This is a genomic window from Bradyrhizobium diazoefficiens USDA 110 (genome assembly GCF_000011365.1).
GTDB lineage: Bacteria > Pseudomonadota > Alphaproteobacteria > Rhizobiales > Xanthobacteraceae > Bradyrhizobium > Bradyrhizobium diazoefficiens.
In genome coordinates this window covers 6,777,854-6,799,405 of the sequence record NC_004463.1, presented here as the reverse complement: position 1 = coordinate 6,799,405, position 21,552 = coordinate 6,777,854, and the positions used below count along the sequence as shown (strand labels likewise).

The 21,552-nt window shown below is 65.6% G+C and carries 21 protein-coding genes; 12 read left to right on the top strand and 9 right to left on the bottom strand.

The genetic code is table 11. The annotated features are described in order from the left end of the window. The first annotated feature begins 4 nt into the window (after positions 1–4). The 4 genes from BJA_RS31285 (at position 5) to BJA_RS31270 (ending at position 4,180) form a co-directional block, all read left to right on the top strand. The gene (locus BJA_RS31285; RefSeq protein WP_028174388.1) at positions 5–412 is read left to right on the top strand and encodes a hypothetical protein; all 408 of its coding nucleotides are present in this window, start codon (positions 5–7) and stop codon (positions 410–412) included. Between the two features lie 160 nt (positions 413–572). Then, positions 573–2,036: a GH1 family beta-glucosidase gene (locus BJA_RS31280; RefSeq protein WP_038966729.1), complete on the top strand. Its 1,464-nt coding sequence runs from the start codon at positions 573–575 to the stop codon at positions 2,034–2,036. A gap of 264 nt (positions 2,037–2,300) precedes the next feature. Continuing rightward, complete coding sequence (locus tag BJA_RS31275) at positions 2,301–3,533, top strand: acetyl-CoA C-acetyltransferase (RefSeq protein WP_011088916.1); 1,233 nt, start codon at positions 2,301–2,303, stop codon at positions 3,531–3,533. 344 nt (positions 3,534–3,877) lie between these two features. After that, complete coding sequence (locus tag BJA_RS31270) at positions 3,878–4,180, top strand: HU family DNA-binding protein (RefSeq protein WP_008139488.1); 303 nt, start codon at positions 3,878–3,880, stop codon at positions 4,178–4,180. A 71-nt stretch (positions 4,181–4,251) separates the two neighbouring features. Here BJA_RS31270 and BJA_RS31265 read toward each other — a convergent pair whose 3' ends face one another. The 4 genes from BJA_RS31265 to BJA_RS31250 form a co-directional block, all read right to left on the bottom strand. Continuing rightward, positions 4,252–4,416: a hypothetical protein gene (locus tag BJA_RS31265; RefSeq protein ID WP_158516566.1), complete on the bottom strand. Its 165-nt coding sequence runs from the start codon at positions 4,414–4,416 to the stop codon at positions 4,252–4,254. Continuing rightward, the gene (lon, locus tag BJA_RS31260; protein ID WP_011088915.1) at positions 4,413–6,803 is read right to left on the bottom strand and encodes an endopeptidase La; all 2,391 of its coding nucleotides are present in this window, start codon (positions 6,801–6,803) and stop codon (positions 4,413–4,415) included. The genes BJA_RS31265 and lon overlap by 4 nt, the downstream gene beginning before the upstream one ends. Positions 6,804–6,811: 8 nt before the next feature. Then, positions 6,812–7,195: an Hsp20/alpha crystallin family protein gene (locus BJA_RS31255; RefSeq protein WP_011088914.1), complete on the bottom strand. Its 384-nt coding sequence runs from the start codon at positions 7,193–7,195 to the stop codon at positions 6,812–6,814. A gap of 188 nt (positions 7,196–7,383) precedes the next feature. Then, positions 7,384–7,953, bottom strand: a complete 570-nt coding sequence (locus tag BJA_RS31250) for a ferritin-like domain-containing protein (RefSeq protein WP_038966726.1) — start codon at positions 7,951–7,953, stop codon at positions 7,384–7,386. Positions 7,954–8,097: 144 nt separating this feature from the next. Here BJA_RS31250 and BJA_RS31245 point away from each other — a divergent pair, with 144 nt between their 5' ends. The 3 genes from BJA_RS31245 to BJA_RS31235 all read left to right on the top strand — a co-directional run bounded on the left by BJA_RS31245 (position 8,098) and on the right by BJA_RS31235 (position 11,347). Then, entirely contained in the window at positions 8,098–8,724 is a 627-nt protein-coding gene (locus tag BJA_RS31245) for a MarC family protein (protein WP_011088912.1), read from the top strand. 169 nt (positions 8,725–8,893) lie between these two features. Beyond that, positions 8,894–9,547, top strand: coding sequence for an L-fuculose-phosphate aldolase (locus tag BJA_RS31240; protein WP_178372679.1), 654 nt, complete (start codon positions 8,894–8,896; stop codon positions 9,545–9,547). 12 nt (positions 9,548–9,559) lie between these two features. Then, positions 9,560–11,347 (top strand): chloride channel protein, encoded by a 1,788-nt coding sequence (locus tag BJA_RS31235; RefSeq protein WP_011088910.1) that lies wholly within the window; start codon positions 9,560–9,562, stop codon positions 11,345–11,347. 89 nt (positions 11,348–11,436) lie between these two features. Here the strand turns inward: BJA_RS31235 and BJA_RS31230 are convergent, their stop codons facing one another. Continuing rightward, positions 11,437–11,685, bottom strand: a complete 249-nt coding sequence (locus BJA_RS31230; RefSeq protein ID WP_027546509.1) for a DUF2798 domain-containing protein — start codon at positions 11,683–11,685, stop codon at positions 11,437–11,439. A 291-nt stretch (positions 11,686–11,976) separates the two neighbouring features. On the opposite strand from BJA_RS31230, the gene BJA_RS31225 reads away from it, so the two are divergent. Then, positions 11,977–12,357, top strand: coding sequence for a hypothetical protein (locus BJA_RS31225; RefSeq protein ID WP_011088909.1), 381 nt, complete (start codon positions 11,977–11,979; stop codon positions 12,355–12,357). A 1,008-nt stretch (positions 12,358–13,365) separates the two neighbouring features. Here the strand turns inward: BJA_RS31225 and BJA_RS43280 are convergent. Next, positions 13,366–13,824 carry a hypothetical protein gene (locus BJA_RS43280; RefSeq protein ID WP_236842105.1) on the bottom strand — a complete coding sequence of 153 codons (459 nt, stop codon included), beginning with the start codon at positions 13,822–13,824 and terminating at the stop codon, positions 13,366–13,368. Between the two features lie 2 nt (positions 13,825–13,826). Between BJA_RS43280 and BJA_RS31215 the strand changes: the two genes are divergently transcribed. The 4 genes from BJA_RS31215 (at position 13,827) to uraD (ending at position 16,440) form a co-directional block, all read left to right on the top strand. Continuing rightward, the gene (locus tag BJA_RS31215) at positions 13,827–14,105 is read left to right on the top strand and encodes a hypothetical protein (RefSeq protein WP_038966722.1); all 279 of its coding nucleotides are present in this window, start codon (positions 13,827–13,829) and stop codon (positions 14,103–14,105) included. A 90-nt stretch (positions 14,106–14,195) separates the two neighbouring features. Beyond that, entirely contained in the window at positions 14,196–14,609 is a 414-nt protein-coding gene (locus BJA_RS31210; protein ID WP_011088906.1) for a DUF3830 family protein, read from the top strand. Continuing rightward, complete coding sequence (gene puuE / locus BJA_RS31205) at positions 14,610–15,545, top strand: allantoinase PuuE (protein ID WP_011088905.1); 936 nt, start codon at positions 14,610–14,612, stop codon at positions 15,543–15,545. It abuts the gene before it with no gap. 7 nt (positions 15,546–15,552) lie between these two features. After that, on the top strand, positions 15,553–16,440 hold the full coding sequence (uraD, locus tag BJA_RS31200) for a 2-oxo-4-hydroxy-4-carboxy-5-ureidoimidazoline decarboxylase (protein ID WP_038966721.1): 888 nt from the start codon (positions 15,553–15,555) through the stop codon (positions 16,438–16,440). On the opposite strand, the gene BJA_RS31195 is transcribed toward uraD, so the two are convergent. The 3 genes from BJA_RS31195 to BJA_RS31185 are packed head-to-tail and all read right to left on the bottom strand — an operon-like array spanning position 16,441 to position 21,408. Continuing rightward, a complete protein-coding gene (locus tag BJA_RS31195) occupies positions 16,441–17,838 on the bottom strand; it encodes a nucleobase:cation symporter-2 family protein (protein WP_011088903.1) in 1,398 nt (465 codons plus the stop codon). Positions 17,839–17,860: 22 nt separating this feature from the next. Further along, on the bottom strand, positions 17,861–20,584 hold the full coding sequence (locus tag BJA_RS31190; RefSeq protein ID WP_011088902.1) for a molybdopterin-dependent oxidoreductase: 2,724 nt from the start codon (positions 20,582–20,584) through the stop codon (positions 17,861–17,863). Beyond that, positions 20,581–21,408 (bottom strand): FAD binding domain-containing protein, encoded by an 828-nt coding sequence (locus BJA_RS31185; protein WP_011088901.1) that lies wholly within the window; start codon positions 21,406–21,408, stop codon positions 20,581–20,583. Before BJA_RS31185 ends, BJA_RS31190 begins: the two co-directional genes overlap by 4 nt. Positions 21,409–21,552: the final 144 nt, after the last annotated feature.

The window sequence follows — 21,552 nt, the reverse complement described above, 5'->3', positions numbered from 1 at the left end:
TCCCATGCTGAAGGATGGCACCTACACGGCGTGGTACAAGACGCCCCTCGATCAGGGGACGGGTATCGTCCATGTCGCAGACGGCCAGATTTGGGGCCGCGACAGCCTGATGACGTATCACGGCTCCTGCAAGGTCGACGGCGATCGCTTCACCGCAACCGTGTTGACGAAACGTCATACCGATGGACGTGCGACGGTCTTCGGCGTCGATGATGAACTCACGCTGGACATCGAGGGACACTGCCCCGGCAAGATCGCGACCTACACGGCGACGGCGCAACAAGTGCCGGGAATGATCCTCCATGGAACGCTCATTCTGACGGAACAGAAGCCGGCGGCACCTGAACAAGCCGGACAGCTCCCTGCGTTCAATCCCCGCAAGCTTCCAAAGCTGCCCAAGCGCTCGCGCTGATCGCGGGAGCGCTTCGCCGGCCGGCTGGGTCGCCCGCATCCTTATGTCGCGGCCCGGGCGGCGCAATTCTGCATCCGACCTTCCTCAAAGCTCGCTTCTCAAACCGCCCGCGACCGGTCATTGTGCCGCTGCACCAGCATCATCCCGGGGGCAGCATCACATGTCGGACAAGGTCTCGCGTCGCCAGTTTGCCGCGCTGGCGGGATTGTCCGCGGCGGCAATCGCAAACCCTCTGGACGGCGCCGACGCCAAGCCGGCGGCCGCGGCCTCGCGCGACAGCGGCTTTCCGGAAGGCTTTCTCTGGGGCACGGCGACCTCGTCCTACCAGGTCGAGGGCGCCGTCAACGAGGGCGGGCGAGGGGCCTCGATCTGGGACAGGTTCGTCCGCATCCCCGGCAAGATCGAGGACGGCTCGACCGGGGATCGCGCCAACGAGCACTATCACCGCTACAAGGAGGATATCGCGCTCATCAAGGAGCTTGGCTGCAAGGCCTACCGCTTCTCGATCGCATGGCCGCGGGTGTTTCCCGACGGCGACGGCAAGCCGAACCCCGGGGGCCTCGACTTCTACAATCGCCTGGTCGACGAGCTGCTCAAGAACGGCATCGAGCCGTGGATGACGCTCTATCATTGGGACCTGCCGCAATCGCTCCAGGACCGCTTCGGCGGCTGGCGCTCGACGGAGACCTGCAAGATCTTCGGCGACTATGCCGCCTATGTCGCCGAGCGTCTGACCGACCGCGTCAAGAACGTGTTCACGCTGAACGAGAGCGGCCGCTTCGTGCAGTTCGGCTATGGGCTCGGCATCGATGCGCCCGGCGTGACGCTGCCGCAAGGAGAGGTCAACCAGGTCAGGCACAACAGCGCGCTCGCGCATGGGCTCGCGGTGCAGGCAGTGCGCGCCCATGGCCGCCGCGGCACCAGGGTGGGACCTGCCGAGAACATCGACGTCTGCGTTCCCGCGATCGACACGCCCGAGCATGTCCGCGCCGCCGAGATCGCGCTACGCGAGATGAATGCCGGCTATCTCAACGTCATCATGACCGGCAGCTACACCGAGGCCTTCCTGAAATACGCCGGCGCCAATGCGCCGAAATACACCGACGCGGAGCTGAAGATCATCTCCTCGCCGGTCGACTTCCTTGGCCTCAACATCTACGCGCCGCAGAACTATGTGGTGCCATCCGACCAGGGCGCCGGCTTCATGCCGCTGCCGATCCCGAAATCCTTTCCGCACATGAACTCGGACTGGCTCCGCGTCGCGCCGGAGACGATCTACTGGGTGCCGAAGCTGGCGGCCAAGATCTGGAAGACGGATGCGATCTACATCAGCGAGAACGGCACCTCCGGTGACGACGTGGTGACGCCAGACGGCAAGATCTACGACACCGACCGCATCATGTACCTGCGCAACTATCTCGCCCAGCTCCAGCGCGCCACCGCCGAAGGCGTGCCGGTGCGCGGCTATTTCCTCTGGAGCCTGATGGACAACTTTGAATGGGTGTTCGGGCTGAGCAAGCGCTTCGGGCTCTATCACGTCAATTTCGACACCCAGGTCCGTACGCCAAAGCTCAGCGCGAGCTACTACCGCAACGTGATCGCGAGGAACGCGGCGGGGGTGTAGCTGCGGTCTCGGTGCCTTCGCCTCTCCCCGCGTGCGGGGAGAGGCCGGAATTTGCGGCAGCAAATTCCGGGTGAGGGGAACTCTCCGCGAGTCCATCTGTCACCGTCCTTGCCGAAGCTCCCCCTCACCCGGATTTTCCGCTGCGCGTAAAATCCGGCCTCTCCCCGCAAGCGGGGAGAGGCGAAGGGGAGGCACCGCGCATTGACTCAACTCTCCCCCTGATTCACAACGCCTCTCAACACTCATAACAAGAGGACAACGCCAATGGCTGACGCGCTGATCATCGATACCTGCCGGACACCGCGGGGCGTCGGCAAGGCCGGCAAGGGAGCGCTCTCGGGCATTCATCCGCAGCAACTCGGCGCAACCGTGCTGCGCGCGCTCGCCGATCGCACCGGCATCAATACCGCCGACGTCGACGACATCGTCTGGGGCTGCAGCGCGCAGGTCGCAACACAAAGCGGCGATCTCGGCCGGATGTCGGCGCTCGATGCCGGCTACGACGTGCGCGCCAGCGCGGTGACGCTCGACCGCTTCTGCGGAAGCGGCATCACCAGCGTCAACATGGCGGCATCCTCGATCATGGCGGGCGCCGAAGACCTCGTCATCGCCGGCGGCTGCGAGATGATGTCGATGGAGGGACGCCGCGGCGGCGGTCCGATGATGATGGACGGCGGCAATCTGCGCCTGCGTGCGCGGCATCCGCAGTCGCATCAGGGCGTCTGCGCCGATGCGATAGCAACCATGGAAGGCATCACGCGACGGGACGTCGATGCGCTCGGGCTGGAGAGCCAGAAGCGCGCCGCGCATGCGATCGCGAACGGGCACTTCAAGAAGAGCCTCGTGCCCGTTCATCGCGAGGACGGCAGCCTCGCGCTCGACCACGAAGAGTATCCGCGGCCGCAGACCACGATGGAAGGCCTCAGCAGCCTGAAGCCGGCTTTCCCCGCCATTGCCGACTATGCGCTCGACGACAAGGGCACGACCTATCGCGGCCTGATCCTGCAAAAATATCCGGATCTGAACATCGACTTCGTGCACCATGCCGGCAACTCCTCCGGCGTCGTCGACGGTGCCGCCGCGATCCTCCTGGCCTCGCCCGCCTACGCCAAGGCGCATGGCCTTAAAGCCCGCGCCCGCGTGGTGGCGATGGCGAACATGGGGGACTCGCCGACGCTGATGCTGAATGCGCCGGTGCCGGCGACGCGCAAGGTGCTGGCGAAGGCGGGCCTCTCCATCGACGACATCGACCTGTTCGAGATCAACGAGGCCTTCGCGGTGGTCGCGGAAAAATACATCCGCGACCTCAAGCTCGACCGCGCGAAGGTCAACGTCAATGGCGGCTCGATCGCGCTCGGCCATCCGATCGGCGCGACCGGCTCGATCCTGATCGGCACCGTGCTCGACGAGCTCGAGCGGCGCGACCTGAAGCGCGGCCTCGTCACCATGTGTGCCGCCGGCGGCATGGCGCCCGCCATCATTATCGAGCGCGTCTAGCCGACGCCTCCTCATCTCTCCCCGCAAAAACGGGGAGAGGGAGCGGCTGCGGTGCAATCCGACCCTTATTTTCTAGGGTGAAACGCACCCCTCCTTGCACAAAGAGGCCGGTCGTCGCTTGTCGAAAGCAGCGAATCAGCTTTAGCAAGGCTGCGTGCGGGCCTTTGAAACAAGGTAAAATCCGCTGCCCGAGGCTCCTCCGGCTCCGGAAGTAGCTAAAAAGCAGGGTTTTTTGCCACAGGGGGCCAAAAAAGCCCGTAAAATCGCGACATAACTGTGCAGAAGGCTCTAGGCCTTCGCCGGTTGGTCTAATATGCAACCGGCAACGAATCAGAGGAGACACGATGCCAGCCCAAATGTCCAAATCGCAGTTGATCGAAAAGATTGCGACCGCCACCGAGCTTTCCAAGCGCGACGTCAAGAGCGTCATGGAGACGCTGACCGACGTCGGTCACAAGGAGCTCAAGAAGAACGGCCTGTTCCTGGTGCCGGGCTTCGCCAAGTTCGTGGTCATCAAGAAGCCCGCGACCAAGGCGCGCAAGGGCACCAACCCGTTCACGGGTGAAGAGATGATGTTCAAGGCCAAGCCGGCCCGGAAGATCGTCCGCGCCCGCCCGGTCAAGGCTGCCAAGGACGCCGTGGCCTGATAAAGCAAAGGCCCCCTCGAAAAGAGGGGGCCTTTTGTGTTCGACGACCGCGAGGGCTGAAACGGAGGGGTTCAGCCTTTGCGGCGCTTGACCCGGACCGGGACCGGCTGAAGCCGCGGCTCGGGTCCCGCCAGCGCATCGCGAACCCCGTCGATGGCGCGATCAAGCAGCTGGCGCAGCCGCTGCGTCTTCCGCGATCTCTTTGCTCTTTCCAGCAGTTTCTTCATCGCATTCACTCCGCCGCTTCGACCTTGGCCTCGGCCGGCTCGAGCGCGGCGGCGATGGCCTCGTCGACGCGCTCCAGCCAGATGAATTCGAGGTTGTCCCGCGCGCTCTTCGGGATGTCGTCGTAGTCCCGCTTGTTGCGCGCCGGCAGCATCACCCGCTTCAAGCCGGCGGCGGCGGCGGCCACCACCTTCTCCTTGATGCCGCCGACCGGCAGCACCAGGCCGCGCAGCGAGATCTCGCCGGTCATCGCGGTGTCGCTGCGCACCGTGCGATTGGTGAGCAGTGACGTCAGCGCCGTGTACATCGCGACCCCCGCGCTCGGTCCGTCCTTCGGGGTTGCGCCCGCCGGGACGTGAACGTGGATGTCGCTTTTCTCGAACAGCTGCGGATCGATGCCGAGCTGGCTGGCTCTGCTCTTCACCAGCGTCATCGCCGCCTGCACGCTCTCGCGCATGACGTCGCCGAGCTGGCCGGTCAGGATCATCCCGCCGCGGCCCGGCACGCGCGAGGCCTCGATGAACAGGATGTCGCCGCCGACCGGCGTCCAGGCAAGGCCGGTGGCCACGCCCGGGATGCTGGTGCGCTGCGCGATCTCGCCTTCGAAGCGCGGTTGGCCGAGCACCGTGGCGATGTCCTTCACCGTCACCACGACCTTCGCAGCCGAGCCTTCGGCGACCTGCACCGCAGCATGGCGGAACACCTTGCCGATCTCGCGCTCGAGGTTACGCACGCCGGCCTCGCGGGTGTAGCCCTTGACGATCAGCTTCAGCGCGTCCGGCTCGATCTCGGCTTGCTCGGCCGTCAGGCCGTTGGCCTCCAGCTGCCGCCGCACCAGATAGCGCTTCGCGATCTCCAGCTTCTCGTCCTCGGTGTAACCGGCGAGGCTGATCAGCTCCATGCGGTCCAGCAGCGGACCCGGAATCTGGTCCAGCATGTTGGCGGTCGCGATGAAGACAACGCGCGACAGGTCGAAGGGCACGCCCAGGTAATTGTCCCGGAACGTCCCGTTCTGCTCGGGGTCGAGCACCTCCAGCATGGCGGCGGAAGGATCACCCTGCACGCCACGGCCCATCTTGTCGATCTCGTCCAGCATCATGACGCAATTCCGGCTACCGGCCTTCTTGATGCCCTGGATGATGTTGCCGGGCAGCGCGCCGATATAGGTGCGCCGGTGACCGCGGATCTCGGCCTCGTCATGCACGCCGCCGAGGCTGACGCGCACGAAAGGGCGATCCATCGCGCGTGCGATGGACTGGCCGAGCGAGGTCTTGCCGACGCCGGGCGGGCCGACGAAGCACAGGATCGGCGCCTTGCCCTGCGGGGCGAGCTTGCGCACCGCCAGATATTCGATGATCCGGCTCTTGATCTTCTCCAGGCCGAAATGATCGGCATCCAGGATGCGGCGCGCCTCCTTGATGTCGATCGGCTTCTCCGCGGGCAGCGCCCAGGGCAGCTCGATCAGCCAGTCGAGGTAGGTGCGGACCATGCCGGCTTCGCCGGCGGCCTCGGGCATGCGCTCGTAGCGGCGCAGCTCCTTTTTGGCGTGCGCCTCGGCCTCCGGCGGCATCTTGGCCTGGGCGATGGCAGCGTTCAGCTCGGCGACCTCGGCCGCCTTGCCGTCGCCTTCGCCGAGCTGGCGCTGGATGGTCGCCATCTGCTCGCGCAGGATCGCCTCGCGCTGCCGCTCGTCGAAGCTGGCGCGGGTCTTCTGGCCGATCTCGTTGGAGATGCGCAGCACCTCCAGCCGCTCCGCCAGGTGCTTCGACACCTTCTCGACCCGCAAGGAGAGGTCGATGGTCTCCAGCACTTCCTGCTTGTCCTGCGGCTTGATGTCCATGAACGACGTCGCCAGGTCCGCCAGCGCGCCGGGCGCGGTGGTGCTCTGGAACATCGCGACCAGCTCGGGCGGCGCCTGCGGCAGCAGCTCGATCGCCTCGATCGCCTGGCGCTGCAAATTCAGCGCGCGCGCCTCGATCTCGGGCGAGGTCGTGGTCGGCTCCGGAATCTGCTGGATCCGCGCGGCCGGGAACGGCGTCCCCGGCAGGAAGTCGAGGATGCGCGCGCGCTGCACGCCCTGGCAGACGATGTGGTGGGTGCCGTCGGGCGCGGTGATGTAGCGCACGATGTTGGCGATGGTCGCGACCCGATAGAGATCGTCCGGCCCCGGCTCTTCGGTCTCCGGGCTGCGTTGCAGGACGATGCCGACCGGCCGCTGCTCGCGCAGCGCCTGCTGCGCGGCGGCGACGGACTTCGGCCGCGCGATCGCGATCGGCGCGATGGCGCCGGGAAACAGCACCATCTCGCGCACGGGGATGATGATCAGTGCGTCGTCGGGGATCTTCACGTCGGACTCGGTGGAATTGGTCTGTGCGTTATTCATCTGTTCGGTGGCCATGATCGACCTCAGGATTTGGCGAGGCGCAGCGCGACGCAGCCGTCCATCACGAAGCGGCTGATGGCGTAGCGGCCAAGGGGCAATGCAATGCGGCGCTCAAAACGCCCCTGCGGCAGCTCGAGCCGGTGGATGCGGGCGTTGCGAAGCTCCGGCGGAAGGGTGCGCTGGCCGGAGATGACGAGCGCGCCGTCATGGATCACCGTCTCGACATTGTCGGGATTGACGCCGGGAAGCGCGACCAGGATCAAAAGCTCATGCTCGGTTTCGAGCACGTCGATCGGCGGCTCCCAGCAGGCTTCCTGGCGGCCGAACTGCTGCCGCAGCCGTTCGGCGCGGGTCAGCGAGTCCAGGGCTTCGGACAGCATCCAGTCGAGGGGATTTTTGGGTTGCATGGCAAAACTCGGGGAAGGCGCTGCGGTTGGAAAACGAGGATATGGGGACGGTTCCCCAAAATTCCAGCATCGCGCGTTTGGAGCATGCCTGTCCCCTCGAACCCGAGGAGGCCCTTGCAATCAGTCGCTGCGACGCCGCGGAGATGTTCCGCGGCGTCGTAGGCAACAGTTGGGCCGGGGCGCGCCGATCAGGCGGCGGCGCGGTATTCTTCTTCCGCTTCGAGGTTGATCACGGAGGTGGCGAGCTCGGTCAGGGTGTGATCGGTCGCCTCTTCCTCATCGAGCGTCGCCTGGAGCAGCCTGGCGGCGTCCGGCATGCCGAGCTCCTCGGCCCAGGTGCGCAGCGTGCCGTAGCGGGAGATCTCGTAGTGCTCGACGGCTTGCGCCGCGGCGAGCAGGCCGGCGTCGAGGGCAGGGGCGTTCTTGAAATCCTTCATGATCTCGGCGCCCTCGTCGGTGATGCCGTTGATCGCCTCGCAGGGCTTGCCGCGCGCGGGCTTGCCCAGCATCTTGAAGATCTGGTCAAGGCGTTTGACCTGGCCCTGCGTCTCGCGCAGATGCTTGTTGAAGGCCGCGGACAGCTGCTTGGAGTGAGCCGCCTTCGCCATCTTCGGCAGCGTCTTGATGATCTTGTTCTCGGCGTAATAGATGTCCTTCAGCGTCTCCAGAAACAGGTCGCTCAACATCTTCGGCGCCTGACGCGGGCGGCGCGCCGCGGACTTTTTCGCGTTCGCACGTTTCTTTGCTCGTTTGGCCATAAATCCTCCTCTTGAGGCGACACGGGAAGGCGAGGCCCTCCTCAATCCTCGCGCGACCAAGACTCTGCGAGGGCAAATGTTCCTCGCGAAGGCCGCGTCGAGCCGTTATGGATTGCGGCCCCACCTCGCGCGAGACCCAGCCGCATGCTCGACTTCGCCCTGTCCGCCTTCGTGACGCTGCTGCTGGTGGTCGATCCCGTCGGCCTTGCGCCGGCCTTCCTGGCCGCGACCGGGGGCATGCCCGACACGGTCAAGCGCACGATCGCGCTGCGCGCGCCGCTGATCGCAGCCTCGATCCTGGTGGTGATCGCGCTGGTCGGAAACTGGCTGTTGCGCCAGCTCGGGATCGGCATCCCCGCGTTCCAGATCGCGGGCGGGCTGCTGCTGTTCGGCGTCTCCTACCAGATGATCTTCGGCGACCGCCCGCATCGCGAGGCCCGCGAGGCCGACAAGGCGACCTCGGAGCACGCGTCCGATGTCGCGGTGTTTCCGCTGGCGATCCCCATGATGGCCGGCCCCGGTGCGATCGCGACCACATTGCTGTTGACGGGCGATGCCGGCTACGGGGCGCGGCGCGCGATCATCATCGCGGTCGTCCTCTCGGTGTGCCTGCTCTGCATGCTGTGCTTTCTGTCCGCGAGCCTGATCGCCCGCACCCTCGGGCGCACCGGAAATGCCGTGCTTTCGCGCGTGCTCGGCATGCTGCTCGCCGCCTATTCCGTGCAGTTCGTGATCAACGGCATCGCGGCCGTCCGGGCGAGCCTGCCGTAGGATTGCGACGATCCGTTAATCCGTTGATTTTACGGTCTATTTCGTGCCGCGCCGGACCGGCCGGCGAGACGACAGGCGGTCCGGTCGCTTTCGCTTGCGCTGCCATATTGCTTTGACGTACTTCCGGTCTGACAAACGCCCATCGCCAAGAAGTCGAGATGAAATCGGGATGTCGATGACCGTGGACGAGCTCGCCAAGAGACAGGCCATCATCGACGCCTGCCGCCGCATGAATGCGCTCGGCATCAACCAGGGCACATCAGGCAATATCAGCGTCCGGCATGTGGACGGGCTTCTGGTCACGCCGACCAGCGTGCCCTATGAGGCCATGACGCCGGACCAGATCGTGTTCATGGCGATGGACGGCTCGCACGCGCCCGATCAGAAGCCGTCCAGCGAGTGGCGCTTCCACCGCGACATCCTGAAGGCCCGGCCCGAGGTCGACGCCGTGGTCCATGCCCATCCGACCTATTGCACCATCCTGGCGATCATGGGCATGGAGATCCCGCCGGTGCACTACATGATTGCGGCCGCAGGCGGCGACAGCATCCGCTGCGCGCCCTATGCCACGTTCGGAACGGAGGAACTGTCCGAACATGCGGTGCGGGCGCTGGAGGGGCGGCTTGCCTGCCTGCTCGACCATCACGGCATGATCGCGATCGGCAAGACGCTGGACAAGGCGATGTGGCTCGCTGTCGAGGTCGAGACCCTGGCGCGGCAATATCACGGCTGCCTCCAGATCGGGAAACCGCCGCTGCTCTCTAGCGCCGAGGTCGAACGCGTGCGCCAGCGCATGTCCGGCTACGGCATGTCGGAAGGGTAGGGCGGGCAGAAGGTGTTCGTGCGGATCAGACATCTCGCCGATCGCAAGGGATCGAACCGCCTCATGGTTCGCCTGCGCGCGCTCTTGCGCAGCAACGAGTTCTACCTGATCCCGCTTGCACTGGTGATCGGCACGCTGGCCGGCGCCATCGTGACGCTGATGGCCGAGATCGCGCAGATTGCCCATATGGTTATCTACGGCATTCCCGTCGACGTCCGCCTGTCGGCCAACGCCAGGGTCAGCCCCTGGGCGGCGCTGATCGCGCCTGCGCTCGGCGGATTGGCGCTCGGCATCATGGAATGGTCGCGGCGGCGGATGAAGATCTCCAGCGCGGTCGACCCGATCGAGGCCAATGCGCTGCGCGGCGGCAATCTGTCGATGCGCGACAGCCTGGTGGTGTCGAGCCAGACGCTGATCTCCAACGGCTGCGGCGCCTCGGTCGGCCTCGAGGCCGGCTATACCCAGATCGGCTCCGGCATCGCCTCGCTGCTCGGCAAGTTTTTCAATCTGCGCCGCAACGATCTGCGCCTGATGGTCGGCTGCGGTGCGGCCGCCGCGATCGCCGCGGCGTTCGGCGCGCCGATCACCGGCGCCTTCTACGCCTGCGAGCTGATCGTCGGCGTCTATTCGGTCGGCAGCGCCGCCCCGATCCTGGCGGCCTCGCTCGCAGGTGCGCTGACCGCGCAATGGCTCGGCGGCGCGCCGTATTCGCTGGAGATACCGAAGGTCAGCGCCGTCGGCGTCGAGCAGTATTTGGCACTGATCGGTCTCGCCCTCATCACCAGCGGCGTCGGCATCGCCGTGATGCGCTCCTCGCCGATGTTCGAGCGCCTGTTCGCCTGGCTGCCGGTCTGGCTGCGTCCCGTGATGGGCGGCCTCGTCGTCGGCGGCTTTGCCATCGTCACGCCGCAGGTGCTGGCGGCCGGCCACGGCGCCATGGTGCTCGATCTCTTTCACGACATGACGATCGGCCTGATCGCGCTGATCATCGCCCTGAAGGTGACGGCCTGCCTGATCTCGCTCGCCTCGGGCTTCCGCGGCGGCCTGTTCTTCGCCTCGCTGTTCGTCGGCAGCCTGATCGGAAAGTTCTTCTCCGCGGTGCTGTTGCTGATCAGCCCGAACTTCGTGATCGATCCGCTGGTGGCGATGCTGACGGGCATGGCGACGCTCGGCGTCGCCATCGTGGGCGGTCCCCTGACGATGTCGTTCCTCGTGCTCGAGATGACCCGCAATGTCGACGTCACCGCCGTGGTGCTGGCCGGCTGCATCGTGACCTCGATCTGCGTCCGCTTCATGTTCGGCCACTCCTTCTCGACCTGGCGCCTGCATCTGCGCGGCGAGACCATCCGCAGCGCCAACGACGTCGGCTGGCTGCGCAACCTGACCGTCGAGCGGCTGATGCGCTCCGACGTCGGCAAGGTGCCGTCGACCACGACGATCGCCGCCGTACGCCGCGAATTCGTGCTTGGCTCGCGGCCGGGAGTCGTCATCGTCAACAATGCGGACGAATATATCGGCCTCGTCCTGCTGCCCGATCTGTTCTCCAGCGACCTCGACACCATCGCCGACGACATCCAGGTGATCGAGCTCGCCCGCCTGATCGACATCGTGTTGATCCCGGAAATGAACGTGAAGTCGGCGATGGCGGTGTTCGATGAGGCGGAAGCCGAGATGCTGGCGGTGGTCGATTCCACCGACAGCCGCAAGGTGGTCGGTTTCCTCACCGAGAACTTCGCCCGTCGCCGCTATGTCGAGGAGATCGACAAGGCCACGCGCGGCGTGCTCGGGGCGCTGTCGTAAAGCGCGATGAGATTGCGATGAATCGTCATCGCGCTTCACGTTGGTGTTTGCGCGTGATCTTTCGGAAGACCGCTAGGCGCTGTTCCGGATCATTGCGATGGAGACGCGACCACGCAGGCCACGATCCGGCGGACCAGTGGCAGTACCATCAGCAGCGTTGGAAAGGCGACAAGCCATGACAGCGCCCAGGCGCCCGGCCAGGTCGCGAGGAAGGCCGGCGTTGCGCCGAGGCTTCGAAGCGTCGAAATGACCGACACCACGGCTGTCATGAGGATGGACAGCACAAAGGGCATTACGATCGGCGCATAGCGCGCCGGCAGTTTGCGAACCGCAATCATCTGATTTCTCTTACGGAAAAGGACGCGTCAGTCACGTTGAACCCTGCAAATGGCATCGATCCCGACGGCGTCGGTTGATGCGTTGGTTCACGTGAAACGCTTACGGCGACCGAAAAACGGCGCGGCTGTTCATTATCCGCTCAGGTTGAGTGGTTCAAGCTGGATCTGGTCAGTCGGTTTACAATCGTTCAAAGCGTGGCAGATTGCCGCGATCACGAAACCATTTCAGTGCTTTGCGCGTTACCGACGGTTTGCATCGACGTGTTTGAGTGAAAGCAGAGGAAGGTCAAAATGAGCAGACTCATGATTTCCGCAGCCGGCCGCAACACCGTCCTGGCCGCGTGCGCAGGCCTGGCGCTGCTCGCAACCTCGTTATCGCCCTCGGCTGCGGCATCCCCCGGGCCGGCACAGGCGGCGTCCGCGAAGGCAGGTCAGGCCTCCTCCGACGTCACTGATTTCAGCGCAGCACGCCGCCACCGCTACTATCGACGCGGGCCGAACGCGGCGGGCCTCGCCTTCATGGGCGCCGCGGCGGGCATCATCGGCGGGGTGATCGCCGAGCAGCGACGCCGCGACTATTATGAGGACCACTATTACTATGGGCGGCGTCCTTACTATGGCGGTCCGGGCTATTACGGCGGCAGTCCCTATTATTACGACCCGGGCTACTGATATCAGCCGTATTAGTCGGCTGTTTTCGCCATAGCTGTTTCGTCGCAGCCCGGGTGAGCGCAGCGATACCCGGGACCGCTGTAGCGCGTGGCAAGACCCCGGATGTCGCTTCGCTCATCCGGGCTACGAGATCTTGCCCGACGGGCAAAACACCTGCGAAGCTGTCAATCCACTTGCGCAAAAATATTCCACTTTACCGAAATTCGGAAATACCGTATGTGTCGCCCATCCCGGCTCATCCTTGAGGGGCGATCTTGTGTCGTCACGTTTCGCGAGCCGGGCTTGCGGTGGACGCGGCAGCGTCGGGCGCGAGAGGTCAAGGGCAGGGCGGATTGCTCTCCGTGAGCCCAGGACTTCGCGCTGGATGAGCGGCGCTGTCAGGTTCGTCTCGCCTGTAAGTTTCCGGCTCCGTCGACAGGGCCGGGAAAACTGCGGCGAGCAAGCGAGCCGTGCGTACGGCAAAACCGTGTGGTCCTGGCCGTCGTTGCTACGGTCAAGCTCTTGCGAATGCGGCAGTTGCGTCAACCGGCGCGGTGCCGGCGACTTTCGCGAGAGCGAGGGAGGCCAGAACGAACTCGGCTCCCGGGAGAGCACGGCATAAGCCGTCCAACCACTGCGCAGGGAAGGCCGAGTGATTGGCTACACCTGTATGCTGCTGTGCGGTTCTTTTGCGCTACCTTTCGCGCAGCGGACCGCGGGTGCTAGGTCAGCACCCGGCCTTCCCTGCGCCCTCTTGGCTAATGAGGGTGGAGCGACGAAGCAAAGCTCGGGCGAATTAAGCCGCGAGGACGGGAAGGCGTGTCTGCGAGTCGGGACTCGAGTTAGAGGATGACGCCGATGCGTCTCGCTCCGTCATTGCGAGCGCAGCGAAGCAATCCAGAGTCTTTCCGCGGAGGCGGTCTGGATTGCTTCGTCGCATCAGCGCAAAATTGCTTCGCAATTTTGTCGCGGGCTCCTCGCAATGACGGCATTGAAGCAGTTGCGCTCTATCGCGCTAGGCTTCCAGCATCACCGTCCCGCCGGCGCCGACATGGCGCCGTTGGCGTAGCGCGACCAGTCGGGCGCGGTCGGCTGCGACGGCCAGAGTGCGGCGTTGGAGTCGCGTACCGATTGAGTGATGGGAGCCGGTTGCGCCTTGCGGGCGTGGTGGCGGTCGCTGGCTGCGGCGGTCTGGATGGTGGCGGCGGCAATCAGCGTTGCGCCGAGAATGGCGAAAGTCTTTTGCATCGTTGTTTCTCCCGTGACGACGCTCCGGCTGTGAGACATGATTTCGTCGTCGCGGCTGACATGGCGATGGGCCCTGCCAAATATCAGCAGCGCCGGCCTCACGATCGGAAGCGCAGCCATCACGTTGCGGCGAGCAAATTTTTTGGTCCCGGCTAAATATTCGGCAATCGGCCGGTTGGGCCCGATGGACTTGCCCCCGGCAATCCGGTTGAATGGGGCGAATTGGTTTTCAGGCGACAACGATGTCGAAATATCTGCTGGTCCTTCTTCTGATCTCCTCGCCGGCCGCGGCGCAGGTCAAGCTCACTCCGAAGAGTGCGGCGGCGCATCCGGACCCCTGCGCGCCGATCGGGCGGACCGCGGACGGCAAGCTGGTCTACTCGATGAAATGCGAGAACCTTCCCGCACCGCCTCCACCCCCGCCGCAGGCGGAACTCAAGGAGGCGCCGCCGCCTGCCGCCGAGCCCGAGCCGGAGACGCGGCGGAGCGGCATTTTCGGCTGGTCCTACGACCGCAGGTGAGGGGCCGCGCCCCTTGCGCGAAGCCCGATGGAATGCTCTTTGCTTGAAAGTTCCCCGTGGGGCCTTTAGCCCCCGATCCAGAGAGATGAGATGAGCAAACTCGTTATCCGTGCCGGCGACTATACCTTCGATGCTCGCTTCGAGGAGCAACTGGCGCCCAAGACCGTTGCCGCGTTCCGCAAGGCTATGCCGTTCGAAAGCCACATCATCCACGTGCGCTGGAGCGGCGAGGCGGTGTGGATGCCGCTCGGCGACCTCGATTTCGGCGTCGGCTACGAGAACCACACCAGCTATCCCGCACCGGGCCAGATCATCCTCTATCCCGGCGGCATCAGCGAGACCGAGATCCTGATGGCCTATGGCGGCGTGAGCTTCGCGAGCAAGATGGGCCAGCTCGCCGGCAATCACTTCATCACGGTGACCTCGGGGCTGGAGAATCTGGCGACGCTGGGCAAGAGCGTGCTGTGGAAGGGCGCGCTGCCGATCCGCTTCGAGGAAGTCTGAGTGACTGATACCCGCTACCCGCGCGATCTCCGCGGCTACGGCCGCAACCCGCCGCATCCGCAATGGCCGGGCAACGCGCGGGTCGCGGTGCAGTTCGTCGTCAATTTCGAGGAAGGCGGCGAGAACAACATCCTGCACGGCGATCGCGCCTCGGAAGCCTTCCTGTCCGACGTGCTCGGCGCGCAGCCCTGGCCGGGCCAGCGCCACGCCAATATCGAATCGATGTTCGAATATGGCTCGCGCGCCGGCTTCTGGCGGCTGTGGCGGATGTTCGATGAGCGCAAATGGCCGACCACCGTGTTCGGCGTCGCCACCGCGCTGAAGCGGAATCCGGAAATCGTCGCCGCGATGAAGGAGTCCGGCTGGGACATCGCCAGCCACAGCCTGAAATGGATCGAGCACAAGGACATGACCGAGGCGCAGGAGCGCGCCGAGATCGCCGAGTCGATCCGCGTCCACCTCGAGGCGACGGGGTCGCGGCCGCTCGGCTGGTACACCGGGCGCTCCTCGATCAACACCAACCGCCTCCTGATGGAGGAGGGCGGCTTCCTCTATCTCTGCGACTCCTATGCCGATGATCTGCCCTATTGGGTCAAGGGCGCCAGGGGCAAGCAGCTCATCATTCCCTATACGCTGGACGCCAACGACATGCGGTTCATCAACCCGCAGGGCTTTGCCGAAGGTGAGCAGTTCTACACCTATCTGAAGGACGCCTTCGACGTGCTCTACGCCGAAGGCGAGACCGCGCCGAAGATGATGTCGGTGGGGCTGCATTGCCGCCTCGCCGGCCGGCCGGGCCGGGCCGCGGGGTTGATCCGCTTCCTGGATTACATCGGCAAGCACGAGCGCGTCTGGGTGCCGACGCGGCTCCAGATCGCGCAGCACTGGCACGACAAGCACGCGCATCTTGCTGCCGACGCCTTCGAGATCGGGTGAAGGTGTGATGTCGCAAATCTCGCTCGCCGATCTCAACGCCGCCGACAAAGCCGACTTCGTCGCGGCCCTCGCCAATGTCGTCGAATATTCGCCGTGGATTGCGGAGAAGCTCGCCGGGCAGCGGCCGTTCACCGGCATCAACCAGTTGCACGCCGCGCTGATGGCCGCGATCCAGAGCGCCGAGCCCGACGTGCAGCTGGCGCTGATCCGGGCGCATCCCGATCTCGCCAACAAGACCCAGCGCGCCGCGGGCCTGACGGCGGAATCGACCGACGAGCAGAACAGCGCCGGGCTCGACCGGCTGTCGGACGCCGAATATGCCGCGTTCGAGCGCGTCAACAATGCGTACCGTGAAAAGTTCGGCTTCCCCTACATCGTCTGCGTGCGCCGTCACACGAAGGATTCCGTGCTGCGCGACTTCGAAACGCGGCTGCTCAATATTGCCAAGACCGAGACGCGACGTGCGATCGAGGAGATCGGCCGCATCTCGGCGCTGCGGCTCGACCAGCTCGTCGTCGCCGACGACAAGCTCAAGGTGCACGGCCGGCTCTCGACGCATGTGCTGGACAATCACGCCGGCAAGCCCGCGCCAGGCATCCCGGTGGAGCTGATCGAGCTTGCGAGTCTCGGCGAGAGCCGCGTCATCGCGCGCACCGTCACCAATGCGGATGGGCGTACCGATCAGCCGTTGATCGGCGGCCGTCCGCTTCCGATCGGCCGCTACGAGCTTCGCTTCCGCGTCGCCAAATATTACGCCGAGCGCAACGTGCCGCTGTCGGAGCCGCCGTTCCTCGACGAGATCCCATTGCGCTTTGCGATCAGCGAGCCGGAAAATCACTACCACGTGCCGCTGCTGGTCACGCCCTGGAGCTACGCGACCTATCGCGGCAGCTAGCTAGACATGTTGTGCGGATGACGCGACTGCCGCTGCATCCGCCTCGGCCGCAGCGCCGCCGCCCAAGCCGTTGAAGAAGGCGTTGAGCAGTACCGAGACCACCGCACAAAGCAAAATGCCGGACTCCAGCAGCGGCTGTAGATCATGCGGCAGGTTCCGGAAGAACCCGGGCGCGGCGAGCGGGATCAGGCCGAAGCCGATCGAGATCGCGACGATGAAGAGATTGTAGCGGTTGGTGCGGAAATCGACCGAGGTGAGGATGCGCGCGCCTGTTGCCGCGACCATGCCGAACATCACGAGGCCCGCGCCGCCGAGCACGACCAGCGGCACCGCCTCGACCAGCGCCGCGAGCTTCGGCAACAGGCCGAGGCCGAGCATGATGCAGCCGCCCGTCACCGTCACCCAGCGCGAGCGCACGCCGGTGACGGAGACGAGGCCGACATTCTGCGAGAACGAGGTGTAGGGAAAGGTGTTGAAGATGCCGCCGAGCAGCGTGCCGACGCCGTCGGCGCGCAGGCCTCGGCTCAGGGCTTCGCGGTCGACCGTCTTGCCGGTGATGTCGCCGAGCGCGAGGAACATGCCGAGCGACTCGATCATCACCACGATCATGACGACACACATGGTGACGACGGGCACGAGGTGGAATTGCGGCATGCCGAAGCGGAACGGGATCACCAGCGCGCCCCAGGAGGCAGCACTGACCTTGTCGAAATGCATCACGCTCAGAATGGTCGCGAGCACGGCGCCGGCGACGATGCCGAGCAGCACGGAGACGTTGGCGAGGAAGCCGGTGCCCCATTTGATCAGGCCGAGGATGAAAAGCAGCACGAACAGCGAAATGCCGAGCCCCTGCAATTGCCCATAGGCCGGATTGGGAAAGCTGCCGGCAACGCCGTCGACGACCTTCGTCAAGGTCGGCAGGCCGCCGCCGGCCCAGTTGATCCCGACCCGCATCAAGGAGATGCCGATGACGAGAATGATGCTGCCGGTGACGACCGGCGGAAACAGCGGCAGCAGCCGGCTGACGAAGGGCGCGGCGACGATGCCGAACAGGCCGGCGGCGATGACGGAGCCGTAGATGCCGAGCAGGCCGATGTCGGGCGCGGCGGCCATCGAGAGCATCGGTCCGACCGAGGCAAACGTTACGCCCATCATCACGGGCAGGCGGATGCCGACGCCGGGGAAGCCGAGGCATTGCACCAGCGTCGCAAGCCCGCAGGCGAACAGGTCGGCGCTGATCAGGAAGGCGACGTCCTCCGGCGGCAGCTTCAGCGCGCGTCCGATGATCAGCGGCACCGCGACCGCGCCGGCATACATCACCAGCACATGCTGGAGCCCGAGCGCGAGCAGGCGCGGGACCGGCAGGACTTCGTCGACGGGATGGACCTCGCTGCTCACGAATGAATCCCCCAAAATAGGCCTAACCAAATTTATCGTGCAGCGCCGGAAACAGCCGGTCCGGCTTGAACGGCGGCGCCGTGAAGCGGATGCCGGTGGCGTCTGCAATCGCGTTGCCGAGCGCCGCGGCGACCGGATTGTACGGACTCTCGCTCATCGACTTCGCGCCCAAGGGGCCGATGGTGTCGGAGGTCTCGGCGAAGAAGACTTCGGTGCGCGGCACGTCCGCGAAGGAGGGCAGGTGGTAGTCGCGGAACTTGGCGTTGGTGACGCGGCCGTCCGCGTCGATCACCATCTCCTCGTAGAGCGCAGCACCAAGCGCCTGCGCGACGCCGCCCTCGACCTGGCCGCGGCACTGCATGGGATTGGCGACGACGCCGGCGTCGGCGGCCTGCACGCTTCTGAGAATCTTGAGCTCGCCGGTGCCCTTGTTCACCGCCACGCGAAAGCCCTGCACGTTGAAGCCGACCGAGCGCGGCGTGCCGCCGGAATTGCCTTGTGCTGCGAGCGGCTGGCCGCGTTCGCGCGCAAGCTTCGCAAGCTCCACAAAGGACATGCGCCTGACGCCGCTCACGACGAACTCGTCCTCGAGCGCGCAGCTTCCGACATCGCAAAGCCAGGCGCCGGCCGCGGCCGCCCTCAAGTCCGTGGCAAGCTGCATGGCGGCTGCATGCGTCGCCTTGCCGGCGACGAAGGTGCCCGCGCTGCCATAGGCGCCGGTGTCGTGGCCGCCATGGGCGGTGTCGGACTGGCGCAGGCGAATCCTGTCGACGGTGGTCGCCAGCGTCGTCGCCGCGATCTGGCGGTGGACCGTGCTGGTGCCGTTGCCGAACTCGGCGGTGCCGACGGTGAGATCGAAGCCGCCGTCGTCGTTGAGCGCGATCATGGCGTCCGCGATGTGGCCGGCGGGCGGCACGGTGTCGATCATGGTCAGCGCGATGCCATCGCCGATCAGCCATTCCGGCGACAGCTCCGGCCGCGGGCCATCCGCCTGCATCGCGCGCTCGACGAGATCGAGGCACTGGTCGAGCCCGTAGGAGCCATAGAGCACGTCGTGAAATTCGGATGGCGGCGGCGACAGCATGGGGTCGCCTGGCTTGACGATGTTGCGCCGGCGCATGTCGTAGGGGCTGATGCCGAGCTGCCCGGCCAGCTCGTCGATTGCGGCCTCGATCGCGATCAGCGTCTGCGGCAGGCCATAGCCGCGAAACGCACCCGATGGCACCGTGTTGGTGTAGACGGCGTAGCCGTCGACCCGCTTGTTCGGACAATTGTAGACGGCGATGGACTCGGACAGCGAGTGGAACATCACCGGGCCGGCGTGATTGCCGTAGGCGCCGGTGTTGGAGAGCACGTCGAGCTGGAGTGCGGTGAGCTTGCCGTCGGCATCGGCACCGGCCTTGATGTGGACCCGCATCGGATGCCGCGTCGACGTCGCGATGAACTGCTCCTCGCGGGTGAGCTCCAGCTTCACGGGGCGTCCGGTCTTCAGCGCGGCGAGCGCAAGGATATCCTCGACGAACATCTCCTGCTTGCCGCCAAAGCCGCCGCCGACGCGCTCGCAGAACACGCGGACCTTGTCCATGGGCAGCTGGAAGATGTCCGACAGCGCGCGCCGGGTCAGGAACGGCACCTGCGTCGAGGTGCGGACGTTAAGCACACCGGAGGCGTCGAGCCAGGCGAGGCCGCCATGGGTCTCCAGCGCGGCGTGCTGCACGCGATGGCTGTGGAAGGTGGCTTCGTAGGTGACGGCGGATGTGGCGAGTGCTGCTGCGACATCGCCGAACTCGCCATGGGTCTCAGCCGCAAGGTTGCGCCTGGCGTCGGCGACGCGGTTCTCGGTGGTGCGGTCGGGATGAATGATGGGCGCGCCGGGCGCCATCGCCTGCTCTGGATCGATCAGCGCAGGCAGGACCTCGTAAGTGACCTTGAGCCTCCGGCAGGCTTCCTCGGCGGCGCCTTCGCTTTCGGCGACGACCGCCGCGACCTTCTGGCCGATGAAGCGCACGACGTCGTCGAGGATGCGGGTGTCCTCGGGGTCCATCCAGTCCTTCTCGTGCCGCGCGGTCGAGATCAGCACCGATGGCGCGTCCTCATGCGTCAGCACCGCATGCACGCCGGGAACGCTGAGCGCCGCAGACTTGTCGATCGCGGTGATTCTGGCGTGCGCGTGAGGCGAGCGCAGCAGCTTGATGTTCAGCAGGCCGTCAATCTGCGTGTCGAACGTGTAGCGTGCCTTGCCGCGCACGACATCGGGACCTGCTGGCGCCGGAAGGCTGCGGCCGAAGGCGGCGCCGGCCTCGACGCTCTCCTCGACGTTGATCTTGCCGAGCAGCGCGTCCTCGATCGCGCGATAGCCGGTGCAGCGGCAGATATTGCCTTTCAGCGCGGCGCCGAGATCGGTGCGCTGCGCCTGGTTCAGCGAGGCGCAGGTCAGGATCATGCCGGCGGTGCAGAAGCCGCATTGAAAGCCCTGCGCATCGAGGAAGGCCTGCTGCATCGGATGCGCGCCGAGCTCGCCGCCGAGGCCCTCGATCGTGGTCACAGTGCGCCCCTCGGCGCGGAACGCCGGGATCAGGCAGCTGTGCACCGGCTCGCCGTCGAGCAGCACGGTGCAGGCGCCGCAATCGCCGGCATCGCAGCCCTTCTTGACGCCGAAATGACCGAGCTCGCGCAGGAACGTGCGGAGGCACTGGCCGGCACGCGGCTCCTGCGGAAACGTCTTGCCGTTGATCTCGAAGCTCATGACGGCGTTGCCCCCAGGAGTTCGCCGCGAATCTCTTCGGCGAGCCGCAGCGTCATGTGCTTGCGCCAGAGCGGCTTGCCGTGGATGTCGGTGTGGTAGAGGTCATCGGTGATCTGCTGCACGATCGCGTCGCGAACCGCGCTCGCGTCCGGGGCTTTGTGAAAGGTGAGGCGGATCGGCCGCACCGTCGATGCGGTGACTGTCAGCGCCAGCGTGCCATCGGCATCGAGGCTGCCGATCAGGAGTGCCGCCGAGCGGCCGACCGGGGCGAGCGAGATGTGGCGAAACGCCGTGCGGCGCTTCAGCGCGGCAATCGGGATATCGATCTGCCGCAGCAGGTCTCCCGGCGTCAGGCGGTTGCGCTGGTTGCCGGTGATGAAGTCGATCACGGGAATCTTCTGTTCGCCGCCGCCGGCCTTCCAGATCGTGCAGACGCCGTCGAGCGCGGATGTGAGCGAGATCATCGGTCCCGCCGGCAGCGACATGCAGAGATTGCCGCCGACGGTCGCGGTCTTCCAGATCTTGAACGAAGCGAGGAACGCGCGGCAGCACTGGTTGATCAGCGGCGCTGCGAGCCAGTCGGCCGGGCAGGCGAGTCCGTCGATCTGCGCGACGGTGCAAGTGGCGGCGATGCCGAGATGGCTCTCGGTGATCGTCAGCGCCGGCCATTTCAGATCGGTGAGATCGATCAGGCGCGTCAGCTGCGCTTGCGGCTCCGAGAACAGCCAGGTGCCGCCTGCGAGCCAAGCATCGCCTGGCGTCCAAACGGGCAGCTGCGCGCGCGTTTGCGGATGGGCTACGGCTGTGATGGTATTCAAGTCCATGGCTGCGCCAGCGCTTGCATCGAGTGATTTGTACCGAGAGAAAGTCTTGCAAGACCAGAGCCAAGTCGCAACAAGAAGTCGCAGCGGGAACGCGATTGGGCTGGCCTCCGCCTTGCAGGTCTGCCGTCAGCGGATGTGGGGAGA